The 13,122-nt window shown below is 64.2% G+C and carries 12 protein-coding genes; 4 read left to right on the plus strand and 8 right to left on the minus strand.

What is annotated here, in order from left to right; genetic code table 11:
* The first annotated feature begins 65 nt into the window (after positions 1-65).
* From Cth01_RS03205 to Cth01_RS03215, 3 genes are all read left to right on the plus strand, one after another.
* On the plus strand, positions 66-245 hold the full coding sequence (locus tag Cth01_RS03205; protein ID WP_045838503.1) for a hypothetical protein: 180 nt from the start codon (positions 66-68) through the stop codon (positions 243-245).
* Between the two features lie 143 nt (positions 246-388).
* On the plus strand, positions 389-1,258 hold the full coding sequence (locus Cth01_RS03210) for a hypothetical protein (RefSeq protein WP_045838559.1): 870 nt from the start codon (positions 389-391) through the stop codon (positions 1,256-1,258).
* Positions 1,259-1,351: 93 nt separating this feature from the next.
* Positions 1,352-2,059 carry a riboflavin synthase gene (locus tag Cth01_RS03215; RefSeq protein ID WP_003061796.1) on the plus strand — a complete coding sequence of 236 codons (708 nt, stop codon included), beginning with the start codon at positions 1,352-1,354 and terminating at the stop codon, positions 2,057-2,059.
* A gap of 57 nt (positions 2,060-2,116) precedes the next feature.
* On the opposite strand, the gene Cth01_RS03220 is transcribed toward Cth01_RS03215, so the two are convergent.
* From Cth01_RS03220 to Cth01_RS03235, 4 genes are all read right to left on the minus strand, one after another.
* Positions 2,117-4,600 (minus strand): heavy metal translocating P-type ATPase, encoded by a 2,484-nt coding sequence (locus Cth01_RS03220; protein WP_045838504.1) that lies wholly within the window; start codon positions 4,598-4,600, stop codon positions 2,117-2,119.
* A 103-nt stretch (positions 4,601-4,703) separates the two neighbouring features.
* Complete coding sequence (locus Cth01_RS03225; protein WP_052703255.1) at positions 4,704-5,654, minus strand: 2-hydroxyacid dehydrogenase; 951 nt, start codon at positions 5,652-5,654, stop codon at positions 4,704-4,706.
* A 69-nt stretch (positions 5,655-5,723) separates the two neighbouring features.
* Positions 5,724-6,494 (minus strand): class II aldolase/adducin family protein, encoded by a 771-nt coding sequence (locus tag Cth01_RS03230; RefSeq protein ID WP_045838505.1) that lies wholly within the window; start codon positions 6,492-6,494, stop codon positions 5,724-5,726.
* Positions 6,476-7,357, minus strand: coding sequence for a TauD/TfdA dioxygenase family protein (locus Cth01_RS03235; protein WP_045838506.1), 882 nt, complete (start codon positions 7,355-7,357; stop codon positions 6,476-6,478). Before Cth01_RS03235 ends, Cth01_RS03230 begins: the two co-directional genes overlap by 19 nt.
* A gap of 243 nt (positions 7,358-7,600) precedes the next feature.
* Here Cth01_RS03235 and Cth01_RS03240 point away from each other — a divergent pair, with 243 nt between their 5' ends.
* Entirely contained in the window at positions 7,601-8,254 is a 654-nt protein-coding gene (locus tag Cth01_RS03240; RefSeq protein WP_045838507.1) for a TetR/AcrR family transcriptional regulator, read from the plus strand.
* A gap of 50 nt (positions 8,255-8,304) precedes the next feature.
* Here the strand turns inward: Cth01_RS03240 and Cth01_RS03245 are convergent, their stop codons facing one another.
* The 4 genes from Cth01_RS03245 to pcp are packed head-to-tail and all read right to left on the minus strand — an operon-like array spanning position 8,305 to position 13,122.
* Positions 8,305-10,029, minus strand: coding sequence for an acetyl/propionyl/methylcrotonyl-CoA carboxylase subunit alpha (locus Cth01_RS03245; RefSeq protein WP_045838508.1), 1,725 nt, complete (start codon positions 10,027-10,029; stop codon positions 8,305-8,307).
* Positions 10,030-10,040: 11 nt separating this feature from the next.
* Positions 10,041-11,666: a 5-oxoprolinase subunit B/C family protein gene (locus Cth01_RS03250; RefSeq protein ID WP_034409243.1), complete on the minus strand. Its 1,626-nt coding sequence runs from the start codon at positions 11,664-11,666 to the stop codon at positions 10,041-10,043.
* A gap of 5 nt (positions 11,667-11,671) precedes the next feature.
* Positions 11,672-12,439 (minus strand): LamB/YcsF family protein, encoded by a 768-nt coding sequence (locus tag Cth01_RS03255; protein WP_034357668.1) that lies wholly within the window; start codon positions 12,437-12,439, stop codon positions 11,672-11,674.
* A gap of 20 nt (positions 12,440-12,459) precedes the next feature.
* Positions 12,460-13,122: a pyroglutamyl-peptidase I gene (pcp, locus tag Cth01_RS03260; protein ID WP_034357242.1), complete on the minus strand. Its 663-nt coding sequence runs from the start codon at positions 13,120-13,122 to the stop codon at positions 12,460-12,462.

Here is a 13,122-nt window from a genome sequence, read left to right on the forward strand (position 1 = left end):
AGCAGGGGTCATCTGCACCGGCCCGGGCCGCGCGGCATAATCGGGGCTCAGACATCTTCTTAGCCATGGCCTGCCTGCACCTGTCCACCGCTGCCCGCCTGCGCCGCTCTGCCTTTGCCGCAGAGCTGCCCGCGCGTGCCTGCGTGCTGCGTGCGCTGCACACACGCCGCCATGGCATTCCCACCGCATTCGTGAGCCTGAGCGGTGTCACGGCCATGCTTTCCGCCGCCGTGCGGATGGCTTGAAGCACACAGCTCACATCCTCCGCACGGCCTTCCCAAACAGCATTTCCCTGGTGCATGGGAGAGGTACGTCCACGTCTAAGGCGTCCGTACTGTCACGCGCACCGCATCTTGCTCAAAGGACGATCCGGAGGTCAGCCATGGACATGGAACTCACTCAAAATTTCTTGCGCGGCAAAAACCCATGTGCCATGGGCTACCGCTGGTTTGTGCGCAACAACCTGGCCGGCGGGGACTACCAGGCCGCCATGGACACCCAGGTGGCCGCCGGCCGCGTGGAAGATGCACGCTGGCTGCTGGAGAACTTCGGCTCCACCAACAGCGTGCTGGAGCTCGAGCATCTGGAGGCCGACAACTTCGTCTATGCCGGCACGCTGATCGTGCACGGCGATGTGCGCGTCACCGGCCAGTTGCTGGTAGGCCGCAGCCTGCAGGCGGGCGGCGGCATACGCGCGGGCAAGCTGGAAGCAGGCGAAGAGATTCAATGCGGCGGCGCCATCTTTGCTGGTGAACTGCTACAGGCCGGCGGCAGCATCAAGGCGGCCTGGAGCGTGGAGGTGCAAGGCGAGGTGCGCGCCGAAGACCTGCGCTGCGGCTGGGAGCTGCGCGGCGGCGGCCATGTAAAGCTCAAAGGCAATGCCCATATCGGCCAGGAGGTGCAGGTGCAAGGCGATATGCACTGCGGCAAGGGCCTGAAAGCAGGCGGCGCCATCGATGTGCAGGGCCTGCTCGATGTAGGCCACGGCATTGCCGGCAACGACGGCATTCTTTGCGGCAACCATATTCAGGCCGGCTGGGGCATCAAGGCACAGGGTGATATCCGCGCGGCCTGCAGCATCCGCAGCGGCGAGACCCTGCAGGCCGATGGAGAGATCGCGGCCGGCCCGGGCTATGGCGTGTTTGCCGGCATGAACGTACAGATGCAGGCCTGGCCCGACTGCGCCTGGGTGCGTGCGCTCAAAAAGCCCGAGGCGCTGATCAGCGGCTTCTGGGAAGGCCGGCCGACCTTCGCCTAGACGCTGGCCGGGTTACCGGGCAAACAGGCAAAATAGCTTTTTTGACCCAAGGCCGGCGCCCGGCGCCCGCCTGTTGATAAGAGAGTCTGCCCCGTGTTTACCGGCATCATTCAGGCCGTGGCAAAGATTGCCGCGCTGCGCGACCAGGACGGCCTGCGCACCTTCATCATGGAGTTCCCCGAAGGCTTCTGCCAGGATCTGGCCATTGGCGCCAGCGTCTCGCACGACGGCGTCTGCCTGACGGTGACCGAAAACCTCTCGCCCACCAGCGCCAGCTTTGATGTGATGCTGCAAAGCCTGAACATCACCACGCTGGGCAGCTACAAGGCCGGCGACACGCTCAACGTGGAGCGCGCCGCCAGGGATGGCGCCGAGATTGGCGGCCACCCCCTGTCGGGCCATGTGGACTTCACGGCGCCGCTGCTGGAGCTGATGCAGACCGAGACCAACCACAAGATCCGCTTCGGCATTCCCGAGGCTTTTCGCCCCTATGTGTTTGCCAAGGGCTATATCGCCGTCAACGGCGCCAGCCTGACGGTGGCCGAGGTGAATCGCAAGGAGGGCTGGTTCGAGGTCTGGCTGATTCCCGAAACCCTGCGCATGACGGTGTTCGGCGACAAAAAGGTCGGCGATCTGGTCAATATCGAGATCGAGCGCAGCACCCAGGTGGTGGTCGATACCGTGCGCGAAACCGTGGAAGCCAGCCTGGGCCGGCTCAAGCCCGTGCTCGAAGCCCTGCTGCAGGAAAAAGGCCTGAGCCTCGACGATTTTGTGGATGTGCCGCAACTGCCCAAGCAATAGCCCCGGGTCAGGGGCAAACGTCAGAACATCTTCCGGCGCCCACCTCATGCCCTCTTTTCAGAGAGCCGGTTTGAAGCGCTTGAGCCGCAGCGCGTTGGAGAGCACGAATACGCTCGAAAGCGCCATGGCTCCGGCCGCAAACACCGGCGACAGCAACATGCCGTTGAACGGATAGAGCAGACCTGCCGCCACCGGTATCAGCGCCACGTTGTAGGCAAAGGCCCAGAACAGGTTCTCGCCGATGTTCTTCATGGTGGCCTTGGACAGCGCAATCGCATTCGGCACGCCCGAAAGATCGCCCGACATCAGCACCACATCGGCCGCCTCGATCGCGATATCGGTGCCCGTGCCTATGGCGATGCCCACATCGGCCTCGGCCAGGGCCGGTGCATCGTTGATGCCGTCGCCCACATAGGCCAGCGTGCCATGCTCGGCCTTGAGGCGCTTCACGCTCTCGACCTTGCCGCCTGGCAAGACCTCGGCCACCACCTCGTCAATGCCCAGTTGCCTGGCAATCGCCTCGGCCGTGTGGCGGTTGTCGCCAGTGATCATGGCCACCTTCAGGCCCAGTGCGTGCAGGGCATCGATCGCGGGCTTGGTGCTGGGCTTGATCGGATCGGCCACGGCAATCATGGCTGCCACCTTGCCGCCGATGGCCGCATACAGCGGCGTCTTGCCTTCGCTGCCCAGGCGCTGGGCCTCGGCTGCAAAACCGTCAACGCTCAGACCGAGCTCGCGCATGAAGCGGTCGGCACCGATCTCCACCTGATCGCCCAGCACCACGGCACGCACGCCGAAACCGGTCACCGATGCGAAGTCGCTGATGGCCGGAACCTCCAGCCCCTCGGCCTTGGCCGCATCGACAATGGCGCGCGCAATCGGATGCTCGCTGCGATCTTCCACGGCAGCCACCCGCGCCAGAACGGCGGCACGTTCAAAGCCATCGGCCAGCACCAGGTCGGTCAGCTCGGGACGGCCACGGGTCAGCGTGCCGGTCTTGTCCACCGCCACCACCCTGGCATCCTTGAGCTGCTGCAGTGCCTCGCCCTTGCGCAGCAACACTCCCATTTGCGCGGCACGCCCGGTTCCCACCATGATGGAAGTCGGCGTGGCCAGCCCCATGGCACAGGGGCAGGCAATGATGAGCACGGCCACGGCATTGACCAGGGCAAAGCTCAGCGCGGGATCGGGACCCCAGACCAGCCAGATCACAAAAGTCAGCAGGGCCGCGGCCATGACGGCCGGCACAAACCACATGGTGATCTTGTCCACCAGCGCCTGAATCGGCAGCTTGCTGCCCTGGGCCTGCTCCACCATGCGGATGATCTGCGCCAGCAGCGTATCGGCGCCCACCTTGGTGGCTCTGAAAGCCAACGCGCCATTCTGATTGACCGTGCCGCCCACCACTTCGGCGCCTTCCGCCTTCTCGACCGGAACGGGCTCGCCGCTGATCATGGATTCGTCGACAAAGCTGCGGCCTTCGATGACCTCGCCATCGACGGGAATACGCTCGCCGGGGCGCACTTCGATCACATCGCCGGCACGCACCTGGGCGATATCGACTTCCTGGACCAGGCCGCCCTTGCGCACGCGCGCCGTCTTGGCCTGCAACTGCACCAGGCGGCGAATGGCCTCCGAGGTATTGCCCTTGGCACGCGCCTCCAGAAAGCGGCCCAGCAGGATCAGCGCCACGATAACGGCCGCGGCTTCGAAGTACACATTCACGGTGCCTGCAGGCAGCCATTGCGGCACAAAGGTCGCGACCACCGAATAGGCAAACGCCGCCGAGGTGCCCACGGCGACCAGCGAATTCATGTCGGGCGCAGCGCGCAGCAGGGCGGGCACGCCTTTATCGAAGAAGCGCCGACCCGGCCCGAACAGCACCACGGCCGTCAGCGCAAACTGGATATACCAGCTGTTCTGCGTGCCGATACTGCCCGCAATCCAGTGGTGGAATGCGGGCACCATGTGACCGCCCATTTCCAGCAGAAACACGGGCAGTGCGAACACGGTCGCAAAGATCAGCGAGCGCTTGAGCGACTCGCGCTCCTGCGCCTGGCGCTGGGCTGCGGCGTCCTCCCCGGTTGCGGCAACGTTGTGCAGCACGGGTTGGGCTTCATAGCCGGCCTTTTCTATCGCTGCAATCAAGCTGCTCACATCCACGCTGCCCTGCAGCTGCACGCTGGCACGCTCGGTCGCAAGATTCACCACCGCATCCTGCACTCCGGGCACCTTCTTGAGCGCCCGCTCCACGCGGCCCACACAGGACGCGCAGGTCATGCCGCCCACCTGCAAGTCCACGCTTTGCGCGGGTACTGTATAACCTGCTTTTTCAATCGCCGCCACGGCCTGCGGCAGGATGGCCGCAGCCTGCGCCGGATCAGCCACGGTGAGGCTGGCTTTTTCCGTGGCCAGATTGACCACGGCCTCCTGCACACCGGGCACTTTCCTGAGCGCCCGCTCCACCCGGCCCACGCAGGATGCGCAGGTCATTCCCTCGACAGACAGCTCAAAGGCTCCGCTTTTGGTCAGTGCATTCATCGCGTTCTCCATTCACGTTGAAGGCCACTGTAGAGATTGACATCATGTAAAGGTCAACCCCCCGGCAAAAACCTCTGCAGCAAGGGTGCAAACATGCGGCGGTTCAATCTGTGATTTCGGGCAGTCCGAAGTGCTTGAGCAGGTACGACTCGGCCTGCGCAAGCATGGCCTTCAGGCCATGCCGTGTGGAACTTGCCATGTGCGGCGTCAGCACCGTATTGGGCAGATTCATCAAGGCTTCGGGAACTTGCGGCTCATGCACGAACACATCGAGCGCCGCAGCCGCAATCGTGCGTTCCTGCAGAGCCTGCCGAAGCGCCTTTTCATCCACGATGGAGCCACGCCCCACATTCACCAGCACGCCTTGCGGGCCCAGGGCCTGCAGCACTTCGGCATCGATCAGCCCCCGGGTTGCAGGCCCGCCGCTGGCGCAGAGCACGAGAAAATCCACATCTGCGGCCAGCTCCAGCACACTGCCGCACCAGCGGTACGGCACATCGTTCTTGGGAGCACGCCCCGTATAGGCAATCGACATATCAAAGGCCTGCGACCGCCTGGCCACAGCACGGCCGATGCGCCCCAGGCCAACGATGCCCATGCGCTGCCCCGAAAAACGCAAGGTGGGTGGATACCGTCCCCGCAACCAGCGACCGTGCCGCACAAACTCATTGGCCTGCACAATCTCGCGCGTGGCAGCCAGCAGCAAAGCCAGCGTGTGATCGGCGATATCTTCGGCAGAGATAGCTGGCGTGTTGCGCACCTGGATGCCCATCTGCTCTGCGGCGTCGAGATCGATGCCGTCCATGCCCACGCCAATGACCACGATCAGCTCCAGTGCAGGCCACTGCAGCAACTGCTCGCTGCCGATGACGGACTGCGCATTGCACAGCATTGCGCGCACCTGGCCAGACAGCGAGCTGCTGCGGGAGCTATCAAGCGCAGCCGCGTCAAGCAGCTCGAACTGCAGCTGCAGTCTCTCGCGCATGGCTGGCGTCAGCGCCGTGTGCAGCAGCAGCCGGGGACGCTGCGGGAGCGGTGATTCATGAATGGACATAAGAGAGCTTTCGGCAGATCGATGCAGTCCTGGCTTCCCACTCTCAGCGAGCGGGAAGCCAGAGCGGGCTTAGTCCAGCACGCGGGGGTCTCGGCGGATTTCCTCGCGGCACATGGCTTCCCAGAGGAAGGGAAAGCCGTTGAGGTCGGTGCGCGCTCCGGTCGCCTGGATCACGGCATCGCTCAAGGGGGTGCCGCCACCGAGCGCCTGCACCCGCCAGGCCAGGCGGCAGCGCCACTCCAGCGTGATGGCACGCAGATGCGCCTGTCGAATGCTCTCGCCCACCACCAGCGCACCATGATTGGCCAGCAGCGCCCATTTACTCTGGCCCAGTGCGCTGGCCACGGCATTGCCCAGCTCACGCTGCTCCACCGTGCCCCGGTATTCGTCATAGACCACGGGGTCGGTATCGACCAGGGCCGAGGTCTGGTCATACACCGGCGGCACCTTGCCCGTGGCCGACCAGACCAAGCTCCATTCGGGATGGTTGTGGATGACCACGCGCACATCGTGGCGCTTTTCATGCACGTCCATGTGCAGCCGGATGGCCGGAGTGATGTTCCAGTCGCCCTCGATCACCTGGCCTTGTGCATCCAGCCGCAGGATGTCCGATGCCGTCAGCTCGCTCCAGGTCAGCTCCCAGGGATTGGCCAGATAGCTGCCGTCATCCAGGCGCAGCGTGATGTGGCCCGCGATATGGTCGTTATAGCCTTCGCGCGAGAGCACGCGGCACAGCAGCGCAAGCTGCTGGCGATCACCGAGCGAGGGCAGCAGCGGCTTGCGGCCCGGGCGCGGCGCGTATCTGGACAGCAGTTCCCGGTTCAGTCCGTCGTGGCGCATGCTGCCTCCTGTTCGTTGTGCTTCTGGGCGGCAGCGCCCTGGCGTGCAAACACCGATGCACGGTGCATGCGACGCTGGTGCGGCGCATAGTCCATGATGGCGTTGTGCACCACGCTGCGGTTGTCCCAGATCACCATATCGCCCAGCGCCCAGCGGTGCTTGAACAGGAACTCCACCTGCATGCAGTGCGCATGCAGATAGGCCAGGATGGCACGGCTTTCAGCCTGTGGCAGACCATCTATATGCGTGACATAGGTGGGGCTGACGTAGAGCGCCTTGCGCCCCGTGAGCGGATGCACTCTCACCATGGGGTGCAACTGGCGACGGTTTTGCGCGACCACTTCCACATAGCGCTCATGCGTGCAGATTCCATGCTGCAGCGCCGCCGTCATGGGGCTGTTCATGTCATGCCAGGCACTCAGACCATCGAGGTACTGCTTCATCTGCGGCGACAGCGCATCGTAGGCACTGGTCATGCTGATCCAGCAGGTATCTCCACCCGTGGGCGGCAGGATGCGCGCATGGGTCATGGTGACGATGGGCGGACTGGGCAGAAAGCTCTCGTCGTGGTGCCACATATCGGCACGGTCGCCGAGCTTGGAGTCTATGACTGTGATCTGCTCATGGCCCTGGCCCAGATTGGGATAGAAGGTATGGACTTCGGCCTCGCCAAAATGCCGGGCAATCGCCAGATGCTGGTCGGGCGTCATATCGGGCACATGCAGCACCAGTGCTTCATGTCTGAGCAGGGCGGCTTCCAACTCCTGCAAGGTTTGCGCAGACAACGGGTCTGCCAGGTCCAGCTTCAGCACTTCGGCACCGATGCGCGGGCCGAGAATCCGAACCGAGATGGGGAATGACATGGGCTTTCTCCTCTATGCAATGTCTTGCCCGAGTGCAGTGCTTCTGTCTCCTCCACAGCGTCTGCCTCAGGCTCTGTCGGGCCGCTCCTTAGCGCTAGGATGGTGAGCTGCCTGGTACAAAGTCTAGGCAGAGGAGTGCGTTTTTCCACTCGCATTCCAGCCCCCTCAAAGACATCGCAAGTCATTGATGGAAAAAGAAAAAATCAGCGCCAACAGATAAACCTAAGACAGGACTTGCATTTCATGGAAGCGCCCGCCACCCCACGCCCCAAGGACCAGTTGCCGCAACCGCGCAAACAGCCTGTGCAGGCACGCTCCAGAGCGCTGGTCGATGCCATTACCGAAGCCTGTCTGCGTCTTCTCGAAAAAGAGGGCGAGGACGCTCTCACGGTCAATCGCATTGCAGAAGTATCGGGTGCTGCCGTGGGCTCCATCTACCAATATTTTCCCAACAAGGAATCCATGATTGCGGCAGTGTATGAACGCCTGCTCGATCAGGAATCCGAGCAGCTTTTCCAGATGCGCGAGCAGTTGCAGGGCCTGTCGCTCGAAGCCATATTGCGCCAGATCTTTGCGAACATGATTCGGGTCGAGCAGCGCCTGCATCAGCTCAGCCATGCTTTCCACACACGCTATCGCACGGCCTTGCATCTGGGCCTGTGGCATGCACCGCAGGCCAGCCGGGAGGAATTCATCAACACCACCTGGCTGCCACTGCTGCAGATGCATGGCTCGCAGGTACAGACCGACAACCTGCCACTGGCTGCCTATCTGCTGGGCCAGGGCCTGCGCGAGATCATTCACAGTGCCGTGCACGATGTGCCGCAGCAGGCCCGCTCACCCGAGTTTCTCGACGCACTGGTGGCCATGGCCATGAGCTGCGTGAAGCGAGGCTAGAAAAACAAAGCGCGACACAGAGGTCGCGCTTCGAGCGGGGCTGGCTATGCCTATCGGATATGCGCGATCACGGCGCCCAAGGTCTGTGCAGAGCCTGCCTGCGCGGCCAATGTGACACGACCGCTCTTGTGGGCCGAGACCTGCATTTCCATTTTCATGGCTTCCATCACGGCGATCACATCGCCTTCCTTGACCTCGTCGCCATCGGCGACCTTCCAGGCATGCAGATTGCCGGCAATCGGCGAGATGACCGCCTCAGGGTCCACGCTTTGCTGCGCGGCTGCCTGAGACACGCCAGTCGTCGGCGCGGACAGACCTTGCAGCAGCATGGCGGGCAGGCCCAGCTGCACGCGGCGGCCGTCGATCTCGATGGCCGTGCGCAGCAGGCTGGTATCAGCCACAGGTTCGGCGCGAGCAGCCGCTGCCAGCGGCTCGGCAAACTCGGTCTCGATCCAGCGGGTGTGGACATTGAAGCCCGCAGTCCCCACAAAGTCGGCCTGATTCAGCACGGCCTTGTGGAAAGGCAGCACCGAAGCCACGCCCTCGATGCGGAACTCGGCCAGCGCACGTCGAGCACGGGCCAGGGCCTGCTCACGCGTGGCCCCGGTGACGATGAGCTTGGCCATCATGGAGTCGAACGTGCCGGGGATCACCGAGCCGGTTTCGACGCCCGACTCGAGTCGCACGCCCGGCCCCGAAGGAGGGGCAAAGCGCGTGATCAGACCCGGTGTGGGCAGAAAGCCGCGCCCCACATCTTCGGCATTGATGCGGAACTCGATGGAATGGGCCCGTGGTGCCGGAGTCTGCGTGAAAGACAGCGGCAAGCCGTCGGCCACACGCAGCTGTTCTTGCACCAGATCGATGCCCGTGGTTTCCTCGGTCACGGTGTGCTCGACCTGCAAGCGGGTATTGACCTCAAGGAAGGAGATGGCGCCATTGCCGCTGAGCAGGAATTCCACGGTTCCGGCGCTGATATAGCCTGCCTGCGCACAGATGGCTCTGGCTGCGCTGTGAATGCGTTCACGTTGCGCCTCGGTGATGAAGGGTGCGGGCGCTTCTTCCACCAGCTTCTGGTTGCGGCGCTGCAGCGAACAGTCGCGCGTGCCCAGCACCACCACATTGCCATGCGTGTCGGCAATCACCTGCGCCTCGATATGGCGCGGCTTGTCGAGGAACTGCTCCACAAAGCATTCGCCACGGCCGAAAGCCGTCACGGCCTCGCGCACGGCAGAGGCATACAGCTCGGCCACTTCGTCCATGCGCCAGGCGATCTTCATGCCACGGCCACCGCCACCAAAAGCAGCCTTGATGATGATGGGCAGGCCATGCTGCTGGGCAAAGGCCAGCACTTCGTCGGCATCCTTGACGGGATCCGGCGTGCCAGCCACCAGCGGCGCTCCGACCTGCAGCGCAATCTTGCGCGCCTCGACCTTGTCGCCCAGCTTGGCAATGGTGTCGGGGCGCGGGCCGATCCAGATCAGACCCGCATCCAGCACGGCCTGGGCAAAGGCTTCGCTCTCGGACAGAAAGCCATAGCCGGGATGGACGGCGTCGGCGCCCGAGCGCCTGGCGATCGCAATCAGCTTGGCGATGTTCAGATAGGTGTCGGCGGGCTTGTCGCCGTCGAGGCCGTAGGCTTCATCGGCGCGGCGCACATGCAGGGCATCGATATCGGCATCGGCATAGACGGCGACGGACTTCACTCCGTAATCCGCGCAGGCTCGCGCGATGCGCACGGCGATCTCGCCACGGTTGGCAATCAGAACTTTTTTCATCAACTCACTCCTCATTGCGCGCTTGCAGGCACCAGCTCTGCAAAGGCGCGGATGGGGTTAAAACGAATCCAGGCACCTACGGGAATCTGCCCCGCAAGATCCAGATGATGGGGTGCCACGCAACCGATGACGGGATAGCCGCCGGTCAAGGGGTGGTCGGCCAGAAACAGCACGGGCTGGCCGCTGGCGGGAACCTGGATGGCCCCCAGCGGCGTGCCTTCGCTGGGCAGCTCGCTGGTCACGGCGCGCGTCAGCGCCTGTTCGCCGGCAAGGCGCAAGCCCACGCGATTGGACTGGGGCGTGACCTGCCAGCGCTGGGCGGCCAGCAAGGCCACGGCCTCGGGCGTGAACCAGTCGGTGCGCGGACCCAGCTCCACATCCAGCACCACCTCGCCGTCTGGGGCCGGCAACTCCTGCTCCGGCAGGGCCAGCTCGGCCACCACGGCATGGCGTGCCGGCTGCACCGCCAGCAACTGGCCACTGTGCAGAGCAGGCGGGCCGACATGGGCCAGGGTGTCCGTCGAAGCGCTGCCCAGCACGGGCGCCACCTCATAGCCGCCGCGCACCGCCACATAGCAGCGGGCACCGGCGACGGGTTGGGCAAGGCTCAGCGTGTCGCCATCGGCCAGTGCAATCGCGGCATGGCGTGGCGCAGACCAGCGGCGTCCGTCGGCCGTGGTGATGCTGATGGGCGCATCCGCGCCCGTCACTGCAACGACGTTCTCGCCCACGCTTTGCAGCGACAGGCCGCCACCTACTGTCTCCAGCACCGGCAGCTGGCTGGCATTGCCGACCAGCCGGTTGGCCATCTTGAACGCGGCCTGATCCATGGCACCGGAGGCAGAAACGCCCTGCCCGGCCTGGCCGTGGCGACCCATGTCCTGGAACAGCGTGAGCAGACCCGTGGCGCGCACACGCAAGGCGCAGCCATTGAAACTCGTAGCTGCTTGCGCCTGCTCGCTCTTGATCTCAGATACTTTTCCATCTGAAATCGAACCAGAGAAATCGCCAGCAGCTACTTTTTGAGTAGCAGCATCGACAAACTGCACGCGGTAGCCGGGCTGCAGCAAAGCCGGCAGATCGCGCGCCAGATCCCACATCGCGGCATCGGTGACGCCAATGATCTGCCAACCGCCCGGGCTGGCCTGTGGATAGACTGCGCTGAAGCTGCCGGCCAGCGCCACCGCACCGGCCGGAACCTTGGTTCGCGGCGTGGCACGGCGTGGCACGTTGAAGACGGGGTCACCGCCGCTCAGATAGGCAAAGCCCGGCGCGAAGCCGGTAAAGGCCACCGACCATTCGCTGCCGGTGTGGCGGCGCACCACTTCCTCGGCCGTGATGCCCAGTATCTGCGCGACTTCGGCCAGATCTTCGCCGTCATAGCGCACGGGAATCTGCACCAGCACATCCGAGCGCTGCACGCTGCCGCTGAGATCGCAGTCGGCAATGCGCCTCACCAGTTGCGCCGCGCCGATGATATGGGGCGCAAACTGCACAAGAATGGTACGCGCGGCAGGCACCAGCTCCTGCACGCCTTCTATGGGCTGGGCCTGCAAGGCACCCAGCAGCACCAGCGTCTGCTGCAGGTCGGCCAGCTCCACCAGAATGGCCTGGCGGTTGACGGGCAAAAAGCGCATGGAACTCATGGTGCTGTTTCCACAAAGGAAGCGATCTGCACACCCTCCTGCTCGAAACGCTGGCGGATGTTGCGCGCAATGGCCACGGCACCGGGACTGTCGCCGTGCACACAGATGGAGTCTGCCTCCACGCGCACCAGGCTGCCGTCCACGGCCTCAATCACGCCCTCGCGCACCAGGGTCAGCATGCGCTGGGCGATCAGGTTTTCGTCGTGCAGCACGGCACCGGGTTCGCGGCGCGAGACCAGGGCGCCGTCGGGCGTATAGCCGCGATCGGCAAAGGCTTCGGCCACCACGCAGAGGCCCGCATCGCGGGCCCAGGCTATCAGGGGCGCACCTGCCAAAGCCATCAGCACCAGCTTGGGATTGATGGCCTTGATGGCATTGATCACATCCATGGCCTGGCGCTTGTCCTGGGCAATGGTGTTGTAGAGCGCGCCGTGCGGCTTGACATACTGGACGCTGGTGCCGGCCGCCTGCGCCAGACCTTGCAGGGCGCCGATCTGGTAGATCACGTCGGCCACCAGATCGCCGCTGGCCACATCCATGTTGCGACGCCCGAAACCCGACAGGTCGCGGTAGGCCACATGTGCGCCGACGACCACGCCGCGCGCCTTGGCAGCCCTGAGCGTGGCCAGCATCCCGGCCGGGTCGCCGGCATGAAAGCCGCAAGCCACATTGGCGCTGCTGACGATGTCCAGCATGGCTGCATCGTCGCCCATGCGCCAGGCGCCAAAGCTCTCGCCCAGATCGCTGTTCAAATCCATTTTCATCATTCGTCTCCCGGTCAGCCTCAATGCAGCTGACCTGCGTGTTCCTGCAAATCCTGCTGCACCGTCATGGACGTATGAATGGCTGTGCGTATGCCCTGAATCTGCGTTTCCAGCGCCATGCTGGCCATGCCGGGCTGGCGTGCCGCCTGCTGCGGCAGCGCGGGTATGTGAATAAAGCCGCCGCGCACGCCGGGGCCCGCACGGCGAGACAGCCTGTGCATCAGGGCATAGAACACATGGTTGCAGACAAAAGTACCCGCCGTGTTCGATACCGAAGCCGGAATGCCCGCATCGCGCAGATGGCGCACCATGGCCTTGATGGGCAGGGTCGAGAAGTAGGCCGCGGGCGCATCGCGCACCACGGACTGATCGACGGGCTGATGGCCCGCGTTGTCGGGAATGCGGGCATCGTCGATATTGATGGCCACGCGCTCCGGCGTGATTTCGCTGCGCCCGCCAGCCAGCCCCAGGCTGATGATGAGCGAGGGCTGCAGCCGGGCCAGCGCCTCGTCGAGCACCACCATGGCCGCGCCGAACACGCAGGGCAGTTGCACGGCATGCACCACACCGTCCGCAATCAGCTCGCCGTCCAGCGCGCGCGCCACTTCCCACGAGGGGTTGACGCTGTCTTTGTCGAAGGGCTCGAAGCCGGTCAGCAGGATTCGGTGGGCAGCCTCAGTCAT

The sequence above is a fragment of the Comamonas thiooxydans genome (genome assembly GCF_000964545.1).
Classification (GTDB): domain Bacteria; phylum Pseudomonadota; class Gammaproteobacteria; order Burkholderiales; family Burkholderiaceae_C; genus Comamonas; species Comamonas thiooxydans.

Bases quoted from the DNA above. Each gene is read 5' to 3' on its own strand.
- Cth01_RS03205 (WP_045838503.1), top strand. From the start codon at position 66: ATGGCCTGCCTGCACCTGTCCACCGCTGCCCGCCTGCGCCGCTCTGCC.
- Cth01_RS03210 (WP_045838559.1), top strand. From the start codon at position 389: ATGGAACTCACTCAAAATTTCTTGCGCGGCAAAAACCCATGTGCCATG.
- Cth01_RS03220 (WP_045838504.1), bottom strand. From the start codon at position 4,600: ATGAATGCACTGACCAAAAGCGGAGCCTTTGAGCTGTCTGTCGAGGGA.
- Cth01_RS03225 (WP_052703255.1), bottom strand. From the start codon at position 5,654: ATGTCCATTCATGAATCACCGCTCCCGCAGCGTCCCCGGCTGCTGCTG.
- Cth01_RS03230 (WP_045838505.1), bottom strand. From the start codon at position 6,494: ATGCGCCACGACGGACTGAACCGGGAACTGCTGTCCAGATACGCGCCG.
- Cth01_RS03235 (WP_045838506.1), bottom strand. From the start codon at position 7,357: ATGTCATTCCCCATCTCGGTTCGGATTCTCGGCCCGCGCATCGGTGCC.
- Cth01_RS03240 (WP_045838507.1), top strand. From the start codon at position 7,601: ATGGAAGCGCCCGCCACCCCACGCCCCAAGGACCAGTTGCCGCAACCG.
- Cth01_RS03245 (WP_045838508.1), bottom strand. From the start codon at position 10,029: ATGAAAAAAGTTCTGATTGCCAACCGTGGCGAGATCGCCGTGCGCATC.
- Cth01_RS03250 (WP_034409243.1), bottom strand. From the start codon at position 11,666: ATGCGCTTTTTGCCCGTCAACCGCCAGGCCATTCTGGTGGAGCTGGCC.
- Cth01_RS03255 (WP_034357668.1), bottom strand. From the start codon at position 12,439: ATGAAAATGGATTTGAACAGCGATCTGGGCGAGAGCTTTGGCGCCTGG.
- pcp (WP_034357242.1), bottom strand. From the start codon at position 13,122: ATGACTGAGGCTGCCCACCGAATCCTGCTGACCGGCTTCGAGCCCTTC.